16 protein-coding genes and 1 tRNA gene are annotated in these 16,863 nt (G+C 57.1%); 13 read left to right on the top strand and 4 right to left on the bottom strand.

Annotated features, from left to right (window positions below):
• Nucleotides 1-92 precede the first annotated feature (92 nt).
• The 4 genes from LPW13_RS09140 to LPW13_RS09125 are packed head-to-tail and all read left to right on the top strand — an operon-like array spanning nt 93 to nt 3,666.
• Entirely contained in the window at nt 93-692 is a 600-nt protein-coding gene (locus LPW13_RS09140) for a PepSY-associated TM helix domain-containing protein (protein WP_230439118.1), read from the top strand.
• 36 nt (nt 693-728) lie between these two features.
• Entirely contained in the window at nt 729-1,262 is a 534-nt protein-coding gene (locus LPW13_RS09135; RefSeq protein WP_230439117.1) for a DUF2271 domain-containing protein, read from the top strand.
• Nucleotides 1,263-1,299: 37 nt separating this feature from the next.
• Nucleotides 1,300-2,133, top strand: coding sequence for a DUF4198 domain-containing protein (locus tag LPW13_RS09130; RefSeq protein WP_230439116.1), 834 nt, complete (start codon nt 1,300-1,302; stop codon nt 2,131-2,133).
• A gap of 39 nt (nt 2,134-2,172) precedes the next feature.
• Nucleotides 2,173-3,666 (top strand): NADPH cytochrome P450 oxidoreductase family protein, encoded by a 1,494-nt coding sequence (locus LPW13_RS09125; RefSeq protein WP_230439115.1) that lies wholly within the window; start codon nt 2,173-2,175, stop codon nt 3,664-3,666.
• 52 nt (nt 3,667-3,718) lie between these two features.
• Here the strand turns inward: LPW13_RS09125 and LPW13_RS09120 are convergent, their stop codons facing one another.
• Complete coding sequence (locus LPW13_RS09120; RefSeq protein WP_230439114.1) at nt 3,719-4,819, bottom strand: GDSL-type esterase/lipase family protein; 1,101 nt, start codon at nt 4,817-4,819, stop codon at nt 3,719-3,721.
• 471 nt (nt 4,820-5,290) lie between these two features.
• Between LPW13_RS09120 and LPW13_RS09115 the strand changes: the two genes are divergently transcribed.
• The gene (locus LPW13_RS09115; RefSeq protein WP_230439113.1) at nt 5,291-6,199 is read left to right on the top strand and encodes a MaoC/PaaZ C-terminal domain-containing protein; all 909 of its coding nucleotides are present in this window, start codon (nt 5,291-5,293) and stop codon (nt 6,197-6,199) included.
• A gap of 61 nt (nt 6,200-6,260) precedes the next feature.
• On the opposite strand, the gene LPW13_RS09110 is transcribed toward LPW13_RS09115, so the two are convergent.
• Together LPW13_RS09110 and LPW13_RS09105 are read right to left on the bottom strand one after the other, a co-directional pair.
• Nucleotides 6,261-6,337: transfer RNA gene (locus LPW13_RS09110), tRNA-Arg, on the bottom strand.
• 209 nt (nt 6,338-6,546) lie between these two features.
• On the bottom strand, nt 6,547-7,515 hold the full coding sequence (locus tag LPW13_RS09105) for a tRNA dihydrouridine synthase (RefSeq protein WP_230439179.1): 969 nt from the start codon (nt 7,513-7,515) through the stop codon (nt 6,547-6,549).
• A gap of 328 nt (nt 7,516-7,843) precedes the next feature.
• Between LPW13_RS09105 and LPW13_RS09100 the strand changes: the two genes are divergently transcribed.
• The 8 genes from LPW13_RS09100 (at nt 7,844) to LPW13_RS09065 (ending at nt 15,554) form a co-directional block, all read left to right on the top strand.
• Nucleotides 7,844-8,092, top strand: coding sequence for an OadG family protein (locus tag LPW13_RS09100; protein WP_230439112.1), 249 nt, complete (start codon nt 7,844-7,846; stop codon nt 8,090-8,092).
• A gap of 73 nt (nt 8,093-8,165) precedes the next feature.
• Entirely contained in the window at nt 8,166-9,989 is a 1,824-nt protein-coding gene (gene oadA, locus LPW13_RS09095; protein ID WP_230439111.1) for a sodium-extruding oxaloacetate decarboxylase subunit alpha, read from the top strand.
• Nucleotides 9,990-10,046: 57 nt separating this feature from the next.
• Nucleotides 10,047-11,315, top strand: a complete 1,269-nt coding sequence (locus LPW13_RS09090) for a sodium ion-translocating decarboxylase subunit beta (RefSeq protein WP_230439178.1) — start codon at nt 10,047-10,049, stop codon at nt 11,313-11,315.
• A gap of 360 nt (nt 11,316-11,675) precedes the next feature.
• On the top strand, nt 11,676-12,467 hold the full coding sequence (djlA, locus tag LPW13_RS09085; protein ID WP_230439110.1) for a co-chaperone DjlA: 792 nt from the start codon (nt 11,676-11,678) through the stop codon (nt 12,465-12,467).
• Between the two features lie 40 nt (nt 12,468-12,507).
• Nucleotides 12,508-12,810 carry a BolA family protein gene (locus tag LPW13_RS09080; RefSeq protein ID WP_230439109.1) on the top strand — a complete coding sequence of 101 codons (303 nt, stop codon included), beginning with the start codon at nt 12,508-12,510 and terminating at the stop codon, nt 12,808-12,810.
• A gap of 611 nt (nt 12,811-13,421) precedes the next feature.
• The gene (locus tag LPW13_RS09075) at nt 13,422-14,177 is read left to right on the top strand and encodes an OmpW/AlkL family protein (protein WP_230439108.1); all 756 of its coding nucleotides are present in this window, start codon (nt 13,422-13,424) and stop codon (nt 14,175-14,177) included.
• Nucleotides 14,178-14,271: 94 nt separating this feature from the next.
• Nucleotides 14,272-15,222, top strand: a complete 951-nt coding sequence (locus LPW13_RS09070; RefSeq protein ID WP_230439107.1) for a DnaJ C-terminal domain-containing protein — start codon at nt 14,272-14,274, stop codon at nt 15,220-15,222.
• Nucleotides 15,223-15,245: 23 nt separating this feature from the next.
• Nucleotides 15,246-15,554, top strand: coding sequence for a chaperone modulator CbpM (locus LPW13_RS09065; protein ID WP_230439106.1), 309 nt, complete (start codon nt 15,246-15,248; stop codon nt 15,552-15,554).
• Nucleotides 15,555-15,595: 41 nt separating this feature from the next.
• On the opposite strand, the gene LPW13_RS09060 is transcribed toward LPW13_RS09065, so the two are convergent.
• Nucleotides 15,596-16,579, bottom strand: a complete 984-nt coding sequence (locus LPW13_RS09060) for a calcium/sodium antiporter (RefSeq protein WP_230439105.1) — start codon at nt 16,577-16,579, stop codon at nt 15,596-15,598.
• Nucleotides 16,580-16,863 lie beyond the last annotated feature (284 nt).

The following is a 16,863-nucleotide window of genomic DNA, read 5'->3' as shown; positions in this document are numbered from 1 at the left end:
CGGTTTCACGGCGGCTCGCCGCTTTTGTTTGAAAATGAGATGGATTATCATCTTTGGCCATTGAGGACCCCGGTAAAAGGAACCTGAAGTTCGTGGCAATCTCTCTCGGCAGCGCACGCCAATGGCATTGGATCAGCTCGGCAGTGTGCCTGGTGGGTATGTTGCTGTTTGCGATTACCGGTATCACGTTAAATCACGCCGGTGAAATCCCCGCTGAGCCACAGCTGGTGAGCCATGAGTCCGTGGTTCCTGTTGAACTTTTGCAGGGGTGGGATACCGGAGAAGACGCGCCGCCGGTACTGCCGCGGGTTTTGCGACGCTGGTTTGCCAGCGAATATCGGATCTTTATTCCTGGGGGGCGCAGCGGGGAGTGGGACAGTGGTGAGTTCTATCTCGCCATGCCGCGGCCCGGCGGCGATGCCTGGCTGTCAGTCGACACGCAAACCGGTGACTTTATCTACGAAAGTACCGACCGCGGCTGGATCGCGTATCTCAATGACCTTCACAAGGGCCGCGATACCGGTACTGTATGGCGCTGGTTTCTGGATGTGTTTTCCGCGGCCTGCATCATCTTCTGCCTCACGGGATTCTGGCTGTTGTGGAAGCAGTCGTCGCAGCGTGTTTCCACCTGGCCGATCACCGCGCTGGGGGTGTTGATTCCCCTGGTGATTGCTCTGGTTTTCATACATTGATCGACCCATCTCTCAAATGGAAAAACGGGAATAGATATGGATAAAAAGTGTTTCCGACAGCTGGCGGGCGGTTTGCTGCTGGCAGGGCTGTTTGCCGGTAATGTCGCGCACGCGGAAAGCCTGCAGGTCAGCATCGAGATCCCGCGCCTGAAAGTAGCGGAATACCATAACCCCTATGTTGCGGTGTGGCTCGAGGACGAATCCCGTAATGCCACCCAGCTCGCCGTCTGGTACGACGTCGAGATGCGTAACAACGAAGGGGAGAAGTGGCTCAAGGATCTGCGTCAGTGGTGGCGTCGCGGCGGACGGGCGCTGGATATGCCGGTAGATGGTATTACCTCAGCGACCTACGGCCCCGGTGAGCACGCGCTGGAAGTCGCGATTGCCGAAAGCGAACTCGCAGAGCTTGTACCGGGTAAGTACCGGCTGCGTATCGAGGCCGCACGGGAAGTGGGCGGTCGTGAGCTGATTGAAATTCCCATCACCTGGCCGCTGGAAAAGTCCGCACTGCCACTGTCTGCCAGCGGTGAAGAAGAACTCGGCAGTATCCGGGTTGCCCTCGTCCAGTGACCCCCGACTTTCCCCCCCAAGTTTCAAGGAGACTCTCATGAAGAAAATGACTTTCGCAAAAATTCTGATGACCGGACTGGTCAGTGCCAGCATCGCGATGCAGGCCCAGGCACACCGCGCGTGGATTCTGCCCAGCACCACCGTCCTCTCCGGTGAAGATCCTTACGTAACCTTCGACGCCGCGGTATCCAACACCATTTTCTTTCCTGATCATGTCGCCATGGGGGTGGATCATGTAACTGCGACTGCGCCCAGCGGGGAAGAGATCGCTCTGGAAAACCCGTCCAAAGGGAAGTACCGCAGTACCTTTGATGTACAGCTGAAGGAAGAGGGGACTTACAAAATCGGGCTCGCCTCCAGCGGTTTGCGTGCCTTCTGGAAAGACGACGCGGGCAAGCGCCATATGTGGCCTGGTCGCGGCCAGCGGGCGAACGATTCCGAGTTTGATAGCGCTGTGCCCAAAGACGCGAAAGAGCTACGCGTGTTTCAGAGCTCCCATCGTATTGAGACGTTTGTCACCGCTGGCCAGCCGACCAGCGATGTGTTCAAGCCGCAAGGCGTTGGTTTGGAGCTGGTACCGGTGACGCACCCCAATGATCTTTATGCCGGAGAAAGTGCCAATTTCAAGTTGCTGATTGATGGCGAGCCGGCAAAGAATGCCGAGGTTGTACTGGTGCCCGGCGGCAGTCGTTACCGCGACAGCCAGGAAGATATTCAGGTGAAAGCGGATGATACCGGGCAGTTCAGCGTAACCTGGCCCAGTGCAGGCCGTTACTTTATGGAAGCGGAATATCAGGATGACCAGGCCAAGGCACCAGCGACTGCCCGCCGTGGTTCTTACTCCGCAACTTTTGAAGTTCTGCCGATGTAATCCGCAGGTACCGTGGTGACAGAACTTCAACGAACTGCTGTGGCCGTCGCGTTAGTGATGGCCTGGCTCCTTTGGTGCGTCTGGCTGTACTGGCGCGCCCGCAGGGCGCAACCTTGCGCCAATCGCGGTGGCCACACGTTGGTCGCCTACGCCAGCCAGAGTGGTACCGCCGCAGCGTTGGCCGCCCGGCGTGCCCGACAACTGGAGGTCGAGGCAGGGGAGGCTTCAGTCAATCTGTTGCCGCTGAATCAGGTTTCCCGACAGACTCTGCTTGCGGCCCGTAAAGCGGTGTTTGTGGTGAGTACTTACGGCGAGGGGGAACCACCGGATAATGGTGTTCGATTTGCGCGCCAGTTTCTTCGTCCGGCGCTGCACGCCGGTGGTGCCGAAGCCGGGGGACAGATAAACCCCGCGCTGGACCTTTCCCACCTTTCTTATTCCGTTGTCGCGCTCGGAGACAGCGCCTACGCGCAATTCTGCGCGTTTGGGAGACGTCTATTCGAGGGCATGGCGGCGATGGGGGCGCAGGCGCTGGCACCCCTGGAGCAGATCGACAGCGGTCAGATTGCCGCTGTCCCTGATGACGGTTCGGAGGGGGGCGAAGCTGGCAACCGTTTCTGGACCCTGACCGCGCGCACGCTTTTGAACCCTGGTAGCCCCGGCGCTCCGCTGTATGAAGTGACGTTGAGCGCCTGCGGCCCGTTGCCCACCTGGCGCGCCGGCGATATTTTCGTGCTGCAGCCACGCAACGCCCCCGAGGTAGTCTCCGCCTGGCTGTCGGCGAGAAACCTCGATGGCGATTTATGGATTTCGTCACAACAGTCCACGCGCCAATTGCGGGACTGGCTCAGCGAGCGCGATCTGAGCACCGTCGCAGTGGAGAGCTCGGAGCTGCTCCGCGGGGATTTTTCCGCACTGCCTATGCTCCCCGCGCGGGAGTACTCGGTGGCCTCAGTGCCTCGGGAAGGCAACCTGAAATTGATTGTACGCCAGCAGATGCAGACAGACGGGGGGCTTGGCGTCGGGTCTGGCTGGCTGACGGCGTTCAGCGAGCCGGGTGCCCGGTTTGCCGGCAGGCTGCGCCACAATAACAATTGCCATACGATCGATCACACGCCACCGATGTTGGCAATCGGCGCCGGCAGCGGCCTGGCGGGGCTGCGCGCGCAGTTGGCTGAACGGTCAGGGTGTGCAAGCGCCGGGCCGGCGTGGGTGGTGTTTGGAGAGCGCAGCGAAACCGCGGACTGTCCATTGGCACTGGAGCTCGATAACTGGCTGACTGGGGGCGTCATTGCCCGCTGTGATCGGGTCTTCTCCCGAGGCGAGGTCACCGGAAAACGCTATGTGCAGGATGTACTCACCGGACGGGCCGACGACGTGCAGGCGTTTGTTGCCCGTGGCGCCGACATCTATGTTTGCGGCAGTCGCTCAGGGATGGGGGAAAGCGTCCACCGGGCGCTTGCGGCGATCCTGGGTGAGCAGGCCCTGGAAGCGCTGATGGCAGAGGGACGCTACCGACGGGATCTTTATTAGTGCGTAATTAGCGCGCAGTCGGGGCGAAAAATGGTAGTGGGAGGGCTGGTGATCACCAGCCCATTTTCTCCCGGATAACACTCGCCAATTGTTCTCCGTTCTTTACATGTTGTGCAATGCGTGGATGCTGCCCGTAGCCGGTGTAGTCAAAGAAGACGGTGTGCAGCTTGTCGTCATCGTATTGCGCTTGCATCTGTGCAACCGCCTTGCGGATATAGTCTGGCCATTTTTCCGTTGCGGTTGCGTCCATGCTGCCCAGGGCAGCGATGATCGTGGCGTCGGGGTATTCTCGCCGGATACGGCGGGCAAATTTCACGTAGGCGTCAATGCGTTGCTGTTCGGTGGGCGCCGGCTGCAGTTTGTGTTCCCGATCAATCAGCCAGCTGTCATTCTGAAGCAGGTTGATGACCACCACATCCGGTGTCCATTGGCTGAAGTCCCACTGGGTCTCGTTGTTGCCCACGCCACTGAGCTGATCGAAATAATCGCGCATGATGTAGGGGAACCAGCTCACCATAATACCGATGCCGCTTCTGCATATGGTGTGTAGCTCGGCATCCAGCGTTCGTGCTGCCACCGCGCCGTAGGTCCAGTAGTGGTTTTGTTCCGAGGCCAGATCGTCGCGACCGTTGTCCGCCCCCTCATTGCCCATGCCGCAGGAGATGGAGTCACCAAAGATTTCCATGCGCCGCTGGGGGCGCGCCGGTGGCACCGTCAGTTCACCCTGTTCAGACAGTCTCAGCCCCTTGAAAGCGGTTGCCCCGTATTCTCCCTCCGTACGCTTGTAGATCTCCAAAGAGTGCTCGCCGGACGGCAGCGCCCGGGAAACCTCGTAAGTGTGCTGGCCTTGTTGCGTTTGCAGTACGAAAGGGTGGGCGGTATTGCCATCAATAATCACATTGAAAAAATTCTGACCCAGTTCGTCGTCCAGAATGATGCTGAGCGCAGTACCGGTAAAATTGGCGCGGACACTGCTTCCGGGCCAAGTAAGGCTGGGAGCTTGCCGATCACTGAAGTCAACGCGGCCCACATACTGTAGGTCCGGCGCATCGGCGCTGATGACCTGGGTTATCCGGTTGTCTGCGGCGGCGAGTGCTGTGCTGCACAGGGTGAGTAGAAGTCCTGCACAGGCGGTTCCAAGTGTGTTTTTCATTGATTGGTATCTTCCGACGGTATCTGACCATTGAGCTGGTGTAGGGTATGGAGCAAACGGTAATATGACTGTTGGGTCCAGTCTACTGGCAGGGACTGCTGCACCGACCAAATCGGCAAAAGGAGAGGGTAATGTGTGATGAATTGAATGGTAAAGACGCAGAAGCATGCTGCCTGCAGGCTTCGTGGCGGTTAACTACGCTCAGGCGGGCGCGCCTGAACTAGAATACTGGATCTGTTCGAGCGGCGCCTGCAATCAGGCTGACCGAGGGCAGAAAACAAATAACCGCCAACAATGACCGGTCACCAGCTGGTCAACATAGTAATTTTATAGACCCGACCTCAACACAAGTTCCGACCCAGGATAGAAGTCCCAATCCCCGATCGGACATTCTGAAGTGAGTGAATTATGGCTCTGGAGCTGGCTCTGAAAACCGTCCCGTCTACGGCGTCCCTGTACCTGAAGGCATTGGTGCCGGGCAAGCGGGTAGAGCCTCCGCGCGAATCCGCGTTGCTCGCCTGCGCGACGCTGAAAAACCAGCCTATTGACCCTGCGCGATTGGTTGAATATTGCAGGGTCTGCGGGTTTTCCGGTCCGGCAGAGGGGCGTGTTCCGCGCGTGCCGGCGACTTACCCCTTTGTGATGGCAATGCCCTTGCAATTGTCATTGCTGGTATCCGAAGCCTTTCCATATTCCGTGCTCGGGATTGTGCATGTGCGCAATGAGATTACTCAGTACCGGCCGATAGAGATTGAAGATCGGCTGGACTTTCGTTGCGAACTTTATGGTCCTCGCCATGCCCGCCGGGGGCTGGAGTTTGATCTCCTCACCCGGGTCTATGTCCAGGAAAGCCTTATCTGGGAGTGTGTGAGTACCATGTTGCGCCGCGATATTGGTGCGGCTCGGAGCCAGGAAAAAGCGGGTGGTGAGAAAAGGAAGCGATCGCCCGCCCGCGCGCAAAGCGCGTTGAGCGGAGCCTCTGCGCTTCAGAGAGCCGCCCGGTCTTCTGCGGGCAATCACGGCATTGAGCGCGAGTGGCAAATAGGCGCGAATACGGGGCGGCGTTACGCGCGCGTGTCCGGGGACCGAAATCCGATCCATCTCTACACCTTGAGTGCAAAGCTGTTTGGTTTTCCCGGCGCGATTGCACACGGCATGTGGACCAAAGCCCGTTGTCTGGCAGAGTTGGAACCGCAGCTGGCCCCGTTTTCCGGTCGATTCAAAATTGCGATCGCGTTCAGAAAGCCGATTATGCTTCCGGCGTCTGTGGTTTTTACCGGCAGCCGTGAACTGGATGCACCAGCCCTCTCTTTTTCAGTGAAAGCCAAAAAAGGTCGCAGCCCGCACCTTCACGGTTCCGTCGAGGCGATAACCGATTAGTCCTTATTCTTCCCGACAACGAAAAAGCCCCGAACTCTTGCGAGATCGGGGCTTTTTGATATGGCGCGCTCGGGAGGATTCGAACCTCCGACCGCCTGGTTCGTAGCCAGGTACTCTATCCAGCTGAGCTACGAGCGCGTCGTTATGGGTGCGAACTATAGTGACCCGCCTTGGCTTCGTCAACTATTTTTTAACGTTGGTTTTGAAAAACTCGTTAAAAATCCGCAAGTTACCGAGTCTTTCGACCCTCCGCAAAGGAATGGATCAACTCGATAGGGCGCGCATTCTGCCGTGGCCGATGGTCCTTTGCAAGCACTTTTTTGCGCTTTTGATGCGGGCATGTGGTTTCAGGCAGCGTGGCATTCGTTGCCACGTAGCTGGCGCTGGAACTCCGCTTCCAGCAGCTCTGGATCCCGATGGCGTTTTATCCGCTCGAAAAACGCCAACGCCTCGGGATAGCTGAGTTTCAGGTAGGCCAGCCACTGTTTGACCCGGTTACCCAGGTATTTGGCCGGGTAGAGGTCCTTGGTGGTGTGGTAGTAGGTGTGGAGTAGCTGTGCCACCTGCTGCCAGTTCATAGGGGCGTAACCCCGGCCTTCACAGTATGCGCGGATCTGAAGCCCGATATCCGGCCGTGCCAGCAGGCTACGGCCAAACATATAGGCATCGCAGCCGGTGACTTCCCGGCAGCGGATGAAATCGTCCAGGGTCCACAGGTCGCCGTTGGCGATGACTTTAATACCTGCTTGCTGACGGATTTCGCCAATGTATTCCCAATAGGCCGGTGGGCGGTAGCCATCCACTTTGGAGCGTGCATGCACGGCAAGCTCGCTGGCGCCGCCGGCCTCCGCCGCACGGGCGTTGTCCAGGTAACTGCTGCGGTCAGAAAACCCCAACCGAATTTTGGCGGTCACCGGGATGGTGTCCGGAACCGCTTTTCTCACCGCGGCCACAATGGATTCCACCCGGTGTGGAGACTGCAGCAGACAGGCGCCGCCGTCACTGTTGTTGACGGTCTTTGCCGGGCAGCCAAAATTGATATCGATAGCCTGGGCGCCGGCGGCTACTGCCCGCATCGCATTGCGCCCCATGGATTCCGGATTGCCGCCCAGTATCTGTAAGCGCACCGGGGTGCCAGATGGGGTCATTGCCCCCTGTTCCAGCTCCGGGCACAGTCGGGTAAAAACCCGGCGGGGCAAACGGTTGTCCGTCACCCGTACAAATTCTGTCACGCAGACGTCGATGCCACCCAGCGCAGAAAGCAGTGTGCGCACGTGGTGGTCAATCACACCTTCCATAGGCGCCTGATAAATCATTGGCGCGGGGCTGGCGGTGGGCTTTGCGGAGGGCTTTGTTGTGGATGTGGTGGTGGACATATCTCGGTCAATGCGATCCCAAAGTGAGCGTCGGCGTATTGTAAGGGAACGCGCTGTGCAACGGATATGCCCGTTGACGCAAAACGTCAAGGTGTTGATTCTGGTAGCGAAAATGGTCGATTTTGCCTGTTATTGTCGGCTTCTTGGTTGCTTTTGTAACTAATAAGTGTTTGATTTCAAAGGGAAGTTGTATTGATAATAACGCCCGCCAAAAAACGGGTACGACTAACATTAGAAGTACATCGAAATATAACAAGGGGGTTATAAGATGCAGGAATCGCTATTACAGCAGGGACTGGACATCACGCTGTTCGGTATGGGTATTGTTTTCACTTTCCTGCTCACGCTCATCATCTGCACCACCCTCATGTCCCGCTTTATCGGCCGTTTCCTGCCAGAGGCGGCTCCCGCTCCGGCCAGCCCCAGTGGGCAATCGACGCCGGCTGGCACCGGCGATGCCCGTCTGAAAAAGATCATTGAGGCTGCAATCGAGCAGCATCGCAAAAATCGCCGCTGAGCCAGTTATCGGCGGGCTTCCGGCTGCCTGTCATTCATCCATTACCAAGATCAATTGCTTAGAGAGACGACCCATGACTGAGGTTAAAAAGCCATTGGGGATTACTGATGTAGTCCTGCGCGACGCCCACCAGTCGCTGTTCGCTACCCGCCTGCGGCTGGACGACATGCTGCCGATTGCGGAGAAGTTGGATAAGGTCGGCTTCTGGTCTCTGGAATCCTGGGGCGGAGCCACTTTTGATGCGTGTATCCGCTACCTGGGTGAAGACCCCTGGGAGCGCATTCGCGAACTGAAGAAGGCCATGCCGAACACGCCGCAACAGATGTTGTTCCGCGGCCAGAATATTCTCGGATATCGCCACTACGCAGACGATGTAGTGGAAAAGTTCGTAGAGCGCGCGGCTATCAACGGCGTGGATGTATTCCGTGTGTTTGACGCCATGAATGACATGCGCAACCTGCAAACCGCACTGGCCGCGGTGAAAAAGCAGGGCAAACATGCACAGGGCACTATCTCCTATACCGTAAGCCCGGTACACACGCTGGATATGTGGGTGGATCTCGGTCGCAAGATTGAGGATATGGGCGCCGATTCCATTGCCATTAAAGATATGGCGGGCCTGCTACGCCCGTATGAAGGCTACGAGTTGGTGAAGCGCCTGAAACAAGCGGTGGACATTCCCATCCACATGCAGTGTCACGCCACTACCGGCCTTTCAACTGCTACTGCGTTGAAGTGTGTGGAAGCGGGGATCGACAATATCGATACCGCCATTTCCTCCATGTCCATGACTTACGGCCACAGCCCCACCGAGGCCGTGGTGGCGATTCTGGAAGGCACTGAGCGCGATACCGGGCTGGATATCCATCTGCTGGAAGAAATCGCGGCCTACTTCCGTGAGGTCCGCAAGAAGTACGCAAAATTCGAAGGTTCTCTGCGCGGTGTCGATTCCCGTATCCTGGTGGCCCAGGTTCCGGGCGGCATGCTGACCAACATGGAAAGCCAGTTGCGAGAGCAGGGCGCCGGTGATCGCCTTGATGAAGTACTGGAAGAAATTCCGAGGGTACGTAAGGACCTCGGTTACATTCCCCTGGTAACGCCGACTTCGCAGATTGTGGGCACCCAGTCGGTACTCAATGTACTCACTGGCGAGCGCTACAAATCCATCTCCAAGGAAACCGCCGCGGTGCTCAAGGGCGAGTACGGCGCTACCGCTGCCGACGTTAACAAAGAACTGCAGGACAAGGTGCTGGAAGGCGCAGCCCCCATCACCTGTCGCCCGGCAGATTTGCTGTCGCCCGAGCTGGAAAAGCTGGCTGCGGAGCTGGATCAGAAAGCGTCCGAAGATGACATTGCCCTCACCGAAGGTGAAGGAAAGATAGATGACGTACTGACGTACGCGCTGTTCCCGCAGATCGGCCTCAAGTTCCTGAAAAACCGCGACAACCCGGATGCATTCGAGCCGGTGCCGACCGGAAATGAATCTTCTGAGGTGAAGAATGATCAGGGTGAGGGTGTGTACACCGTTGAGGTGGAAGGGCAGAGCTACACCGTGACCGTCACCGATGGCGGAGATGTGACGGGCATTGCCCCGGTTGGCGGTGCTCCTGCTGCCGGCGCTGCTGCATCCGCACCGGTAGGAGGCTCTCAAGTTGCTGAGGGCTCTCAATTCGCTGAGGGCTCTGGCGAACCCGTGAAAGCACCGCTGGCGGGCAATATTTTCAAAGTGCTGGTCAAACCTGGTGAGCAGGTTAGCGAAGGTCAGAACATTATCATTCTCGAAGCAATGAAAATGGAGACCGCAGTCAGTGCGCCGCGCGCCGGTAGCGTAACCGGAATCAACATCAAGGAAGGCGATTCCGTGGCGGTAGGGGATTCCCTGCTGACCATCGCATAACCGGGGGACGACGTGGAACACTTTACCAACCTATGGCTCTCGTCCGGGGCCTTCAAAATGACCTCCGGCCAGTTCGTCATGATCGTAGTGGGGTTGCTCCTGCTGTTTCTGGCAATCCGCAAAAACTTTGAGCCGCTGTTGCTGGTACCCATCGGGTTTGGTGGCATCCTTGCGAATATTCCCGGCGCAAACCTTGCAGTGCCCGCGGTGGAAGCTGCCATGTATTCCGGGGATGCCGGTGTACTGGCACAGATCGCCCAATCATTGGGGCTCAGCGGTTTTGAATCCATGCAGGGGCTGAAAGAAGCGCTGGAGGCTGCCCCGGCGGCGGCCTATGAGCAGGCTTCGCAAGTTGCCCATGATGCCGGTTTCAACAACGGCATGCTGTACAACTTTTATTCCGTGGCGATAGCCTCCGGTGTTGCGCCGCTGGTGATTTTTATGGGCGTGGGCGCGATGACGGATTTCGGCCCGCTGCTGGCTAATCCGCGTACCCTGTTTCTCGGCGCTGCCGCGCAGTTCGGTATTTTTGCCACGGTACTCGGTGCCGTGGGCTTGTCTGTACTGGGATTGATGGACTTCTCCATCGCTGACGCGGCAGCCATCGGTATCATCGGTGGTGCGGATGGCCCTACGGCGATTTACGTTTCCAGCCTTCTGGCACCGGATCTGCTGGGTGCGATTGCCGTTGCCGCATACTCATATATGGCCCTGGTACCACTGATCCAGCCGCCGATCATGCGCGCCCTGACGACTGAGCAGGAACGCAAGATCGAGATGGTTCAGCTGCGCCCGGTCAGCAAGCGGGAAAAAATCGCCTTTCCCCTGATTCTGCTGATTCTGGTTGCCCTGTTCCTGCCCGACGCGGCACCGCTGCTGGGTATGTTTTGTTTCGGTAACCTGATGCGTGAGTGCGGTGTGGTTAATCGCCTGTCTGATACTGCGCAGAATGCACTGATCAACATCACCACTATTTTCCTGGGGTTGTCCGTTGGTTCCAAATTGGCCGCAGACAAGTTCCTGGATCCCAAGACGCTGGGTATCCTGGCTTTGGGGATTGTGGCGTTCTCGATCGGTACCGCCTGTGGTGTTCTGATGGCCAAGCTGCTTAACACCGTGAGCAAGAACAAGGTGAACCCGCTGATCGGTTCCGCCGGTGTATCCGCGGTGCCGATGGCGGCACGGGTATCCAACAAGCTGGGCCTGGAATCCAACCCGCACAACTTCCTGTTGATGCACGCCATGGGGCCGAATGTGGCCGGTGTGATCGGCTCGGCAGTGGCGGCCGGTGTTATGATCACCATGGTCAAGGCTATGACGGGCTGATATTCAGTGTCTATCACTTCGGTAGTACTCCGCAACAATCAACAGGGTTTGTGGCGGTGCTGCTACCGGGTGCGGCTTTGGGAGACACGCCGTAAACCCATCCATGGGGGCTCGGCTGCGGCCGTCCTGGCCGCAGACGGTCTCCCAAAGCCGCACCCGCCATCAACACCTTCCCATCAACTGCATTTCCGTTATTGAACTTCTTCAATTCAGGCTTTCCTTTTGTCCGAAATTAGGACCAGTGGGTCAGCTGCTGGGCCGAAATCCGCGGTTCGGCGGGTTGTAACGTGATAAGATATCGGCCGTTTTTTCACCATACGGTGCCCGCGCAACGGTGCGGCGGGGCCGAAAGGAGAGGTTATGTCCTGGTTGGGTGCAGGTATTGGTGCCGGCATTGGCATGATGTTCGGTGGCCCCATCGGTGCGGCGCTGGGTGCCTGGGTGGGCAGTTCATTCGGCTCCGGCCTGAAGCGTATGGCGGAGGCCGGGGTCACCCTGAACCGCGACGGCGCACAGACGGTATTTATTGTGGCGCTGTTTTCCATGCTGGCGAAGATGGCCAAGGCCGACGGGCAGGTTTCCAAGGCGGAAATCCAGCTGGTTGAAGATTTCATCAAGCACAACCTGCGCCTGAGTCCGGAGGACCGCCAACAGGCGATCAAGATCTTCCAGAACGCCAAGGATGATCAGTACACCATCTACGACTACGCCCAGCAATTTCGCCAGTTGATCCGCAATCAGGCGATGCGGGAAATGGTTTACCGCCTGTTGTTCGCGGTGGCGTTTGCGGACGGTGAGTTGCACCCGGCAGAAGAACAGATTCTCAAGCAGATACCCGCTTCCCTGGGGCTGCATGAATCCATTTTCACTGCCATGTTCAATGAATTCGCACAGAATGGCGGCGCACCGGCTTCCGGTACCAGCCTCAAGGCGCATTACGACACCCTCGGCGTCAGTGCGGATGTGAGCGATCGCGACCTGAAGTTGGCTTACCGCCGCAAGGCCGCGGAGTTCCATCCGGACAAGATTGCCTCCAAAGGGTTGCCGGAGGAGTTTATGCGCCACGCAGAAGATCAGATGAAAAGTGTCACCGTGGCGTACGATGCGATCGTTGCCGCGCGGAAACGCGAAGCTGCGGTGAACCAGGCATAAGCGGGTTTGCGACAGTAGGGAAGTACCAGAGGAGGAGTTCATGTCTCTCGCACAACAGATTCAGCAGAAGCTGGAATCGGCGTTCGCGCCCAGCCACATAGAGGTGCAGTGCGAAAGCCATATGCACAATGTCCCGGAGGGTTCCGAAATGCATTTCCGGGTGGTTCTGGTGAGTGAGGCTTTCGCCGCGATACGTAAAGTTCAGCGCCACCAGAAAGTGTACGCTGAGCTCGCGGATGAAATGGCGGGGCCGATTCACGCACTGGCGCTACATCTCTTTACCGCGGAAGAGTGGGCAGGCCAGGCGCCGGAAAGCCCACAGTGTCTGGGCGGCAAGGCCTGAATCATTTTTTACCTTCGTCATCGAAAACCAGAAGCGGGAGCCCTGAATCCCGCTTCTGTCTTTTTTCTGTCCTGATAGCCTTTCTCCAGTTTAGTTACCGAATTTTCCGCATGGCCCACTAGTTCGTTACACCACACTAGCCTCCTGGCATTGGTGCCGCGATCGGATCTCTGGCGTGCTTTTTGGTTGAAATTCCCGCCAATCTTCCCTTCAAAACATTTCTTTACGTTTATTACCCGGTTGCGCAACGGGTCATCCTCCAATCTGAATGACGCCTGAATGGCTGACGGAAAATTTCCTATGTTTTTGCGATGAGCTGTAGGTGATGGCGTTAAAATCATTTTCAATGGGTTCTGATGGCTTGCGTTGGCGCCTGGAGCTACCGAATGGCGCGAAAAGCTCTATTTACAGAACGTGTCGTTTTAAAGGTGCAAAGGAAAGCTGTCGCGCGACTTCTCGAAAAACAAAAGTTTTGTGCCAGCACACCACAAAAGTTCCACAGATTGAGATTTTTTTTGGTTGTTTTTTCTACGCCATGGTTTTTCCGTGTCTAGACTGACAAGTGATTGGGTTAATTGCTGTTTAATTTGCCGAATACGATGGAGTTCTCAATGAAAATGACACGCGTTCTGACACCGCTTGCAATCGCCATTTCCGCACTGGTTAGTGCACAACAGGCATCTGCAGCTTGGTGGGATGAGGGTGATTATACTGTTCGCGTTGGTGCCAGCTGGGTTGATCCGAGCGACGACAAGAACAACCTGCGTCTCAGCGACCGCTACCACGCAGTGGATATGAACCTGGATACTGAAACTACATGGAATATTTCCGGTGTATGGAAGCCGGTAGAGCATTGGGGTGTTGAGCTGATGTACGTTGGCGCCACTGAACAGGATATGAAGATTCGCCGTATCCGTTCTGGCAACCAGATCATCAGTGGTGGCAACTTCAAACTCGGCCAGTTTGACGCCAGCTATTCCAATGCTTTCGTAAACTGGTTCCCTCTGAGTGAAGATTGCCTGGGTCAACCGTATGTTGGTATCGGTGTGAACTATACCGATTTCAGCGATGAGAGTTACAGCCGTGATGTCAATGATGTGCTCATTGACAGCGGCGAAACTCTGAATGGCGCCAGCCTTGGTCTGGGGCATTCCTGGGGTGTTGTTGGCCAGGTGGGGGTTGACTTCCGCTTTGGTCGCGAAGATTCCTTCCTGGTGAATGCGGCGGTGATGTACATCGATGCCGACACTGACTTCAACACCTACTACAGAACTGCGGAATTCCCGCGTGTAACTCAGAAGTTGACTGTGAATGACATTGACTACAGCCCCTGGGTATTCAACCTGGGTGTTGGTTACTCCTTCTAAGCGTCGGAGTATTCACGGAAGAACAGGGAAGGCACCTTCGGGTGCCTTTTCTTTTTTGCTTCTCTCTTATTGAAGTCTCAAGAACTGAACGGCCATGGAATACCGGGATTACTACAAGATTCTCGGCGTCGAGCGCACTGCGGCTCAGGATGAAATCAAGCGTGCCTACCGCAAGCTCGCGCGTAAATATCATCCGGATGTCAGTAAGGAAAACGATGCTGAAGACCGCTTCAAGGAAGTCAGTGAAGCCTATGAAGTATTGAAAGATCCAGAGAAGCGCGCTGCTTATGATCAGTTGGGGCAGAACTGGAATGCCGGGCAGGATTTTAATCCCCCGCCAGACTGGGATCAGGGCTTCGAGTTTCACGGCGGTGGTTATACCGAGGCAGATCCGGAAGCCTTCAGCGATTTTTTTGAAAGTCTGTTCGGCCGCGCAGGTTTCTCCCACAGTGGATTTACCGGGCATGGGAGCCGTACCTATAGCGCCCAGGGCAACAATACTCACGCCAAAATCAGCATTGACGTCGAAGACAGTTATCGCGGCGCGACACGTCAGATTACTCTCAAACACTCGGAGCTCGGGCCTGACGGCAGGCCGGTGCTTAAGGAGCGGCGTCTCAATGTGAAAATCCCGAAAGGTATCACCGAGGGGCAGCAGATTCGCTTGGGGGGGCAGGGGGAACCCGGGATTGGAGATGGCAAACCCGGAGACCTCTATCTGGAGATTGTATTCAAACCCCATCAGCGTTTTAGCGTTGAGGGAAAATCGGTCTACCTGAACCTGCCATTGGCGCCCTGGGAAGCCGCGCTCGGCGCCAAGGTGCCAGTGTCCATACCCGACGGCGAGGTGCAGCTGACGATTCCGGCTAACAGCCGCGGTGGGAATAAATTGCGTCTGAAGGGGCGCGGCATTCCGGCGAAGGAGCCGGGCGACCTGTATGTGGTGTTGGATATTGTAACGCCACCGGCGCATTCCGATAGCGAGAAAGCGGCCTATCAACAATTTGCCGGTGCTTTCAGTTTTGACCCCCGGGCGGGGTTGTAGGGAGACGACCGAGAGGAGTCAATATGGCGGCGAAGCAGCCGGAAACGGATGAACAGCTGTTGGACGAACTATGTGAGCTCACCTTACGCGAATTGTGTGTCGCCTGTGGTCTGCCTGCAGAGCATATTCGCGCACTGGTTGATGAAGGGGTGATTGAGCCCCGCGGCAGCGAGACTGCGTGGCGCTTCAGCGGCGTCTGCGTGCGCCGGGTGCGGCGCGTATACACTCTGGAGCGGGATCTGGGGGTTAATCTTGCGGGAGCTGCGCTGGCGGTGGATTTGCTGGAAGAGATCGAGCAGCTGCGGGCGCGATTGAAGCGGCTGGAGCGTTGATAGGAGGGGCGTTCGCGCGAACGCCCCTTTGGGGCTGACAATCAGATATGTACGCTGGTGATTTCGTAGATCAGGTAGCCAGTATAGGCGAGATACGCGGTTAACAGTGCCAGTCCCTCCCAACGGTTGAGTCGACCCTGGCGTCCGCGGAATCCGTAAGCGAACACAAACAGTGCTGCCGTCAATCCGAAGACCATGGGCCAGTCGCGATACATGGCTTCCGGAGGAATACTCGACATGGGCGCGATCACGCCCGCGATACCGATCACCGCGAACAGGTTGAACATGTTCGAGCCCACCACATTGCCAATGGCAATGTCGTGCTCGCCCTTGCGTGCCGCGACCACAGTGGCCGCCAGTTCCGGCAGCGAGGTTCCCAGTGCGACGATGGTCAGGCCGATGATCAGGTCACTGACCCCCAGCATCTGCGCAATTTCAACCGCTCCCCATACCAGCAGTCGCGAGCTGGCGACAAGCAGAAATAGTCCGGCTACCAACCAGAAAATCGCTTTGTTCAGCGGCATTTCGTGGGTTTCAAGCTCGCTTTCGATATTCCCCTCGATCGGGTCTCCTTTGCCGGTAAGGGCGGAGTAGATCGACCAGCCGATCAGGCCGAAAAAGCCAGCGAGCAATACCGCGCCTTCCCAGCGATCTAGCTGATTGTTCCACAAGAAAACTGCTGTCAGGAGGGTGATTACCAGTAGTAGCGGCAACTCTTTGCGCACGATCTTGGAGTGTACCGTGAGCGGAATCATCATCGCGGTAACACCGAGGATAAGGCCTGTGTTAGTGATATTTGATCCGTAGGCATTACCCAGTGCGAGCCCGGGGTTACCGTCCAGCGCGGCCATCGCGGAAACCACCATTTCCGGCGCTGAGGTTCCGAACCCTACAATCACCATGCCGATCAAAAGCGGCGGCATACCGGCGTGGCCAGCGGTAGCCGCCGCACCCTCTACAAACCGGTCGGCGCTCCAGACCAGCAGGATAAATCCGGCAATGATGGCAAGCAGGGCGAGAATCATGGTGTTCCTTAGGTACGTCTGTGGGCGATTCGGTGCTTTCTGGCAACCGGCCTTTCTAATGTGTTCGAGAGTCGTTTTGCGGGGGCGATTGTAACGGTTCAGGCGCAGACGGAAAGAGGTTTATGCGCAACCCCGGAGGGTTTAGCGGAGGACGGGGCGTTTTGGCGAAGCAAACTGCTACACCACACTAGCTGTTCTCGAGCTTGCGCGTAGATATAGGAACTGCCCACAAAAACGCCGTTGGCATCCATTTCGAAAACCGTGTTCTCCATCCCCGGGGGCGC

Origin of the sequence: Microbulbifer celer (assembly GCF_020991125.1) — a bacterium.
GTDB lineage: Bacteria > Pseudomonadota > Gammaproteobacteria > Pseudomonadales > Cellvibrionaceae > Microbulbifer > Microbulbifer celer.
Note: the sequence above shows the minus strand (reverse complement) of the source record. Positions and strands in the feature narration are given on the sequence as shown.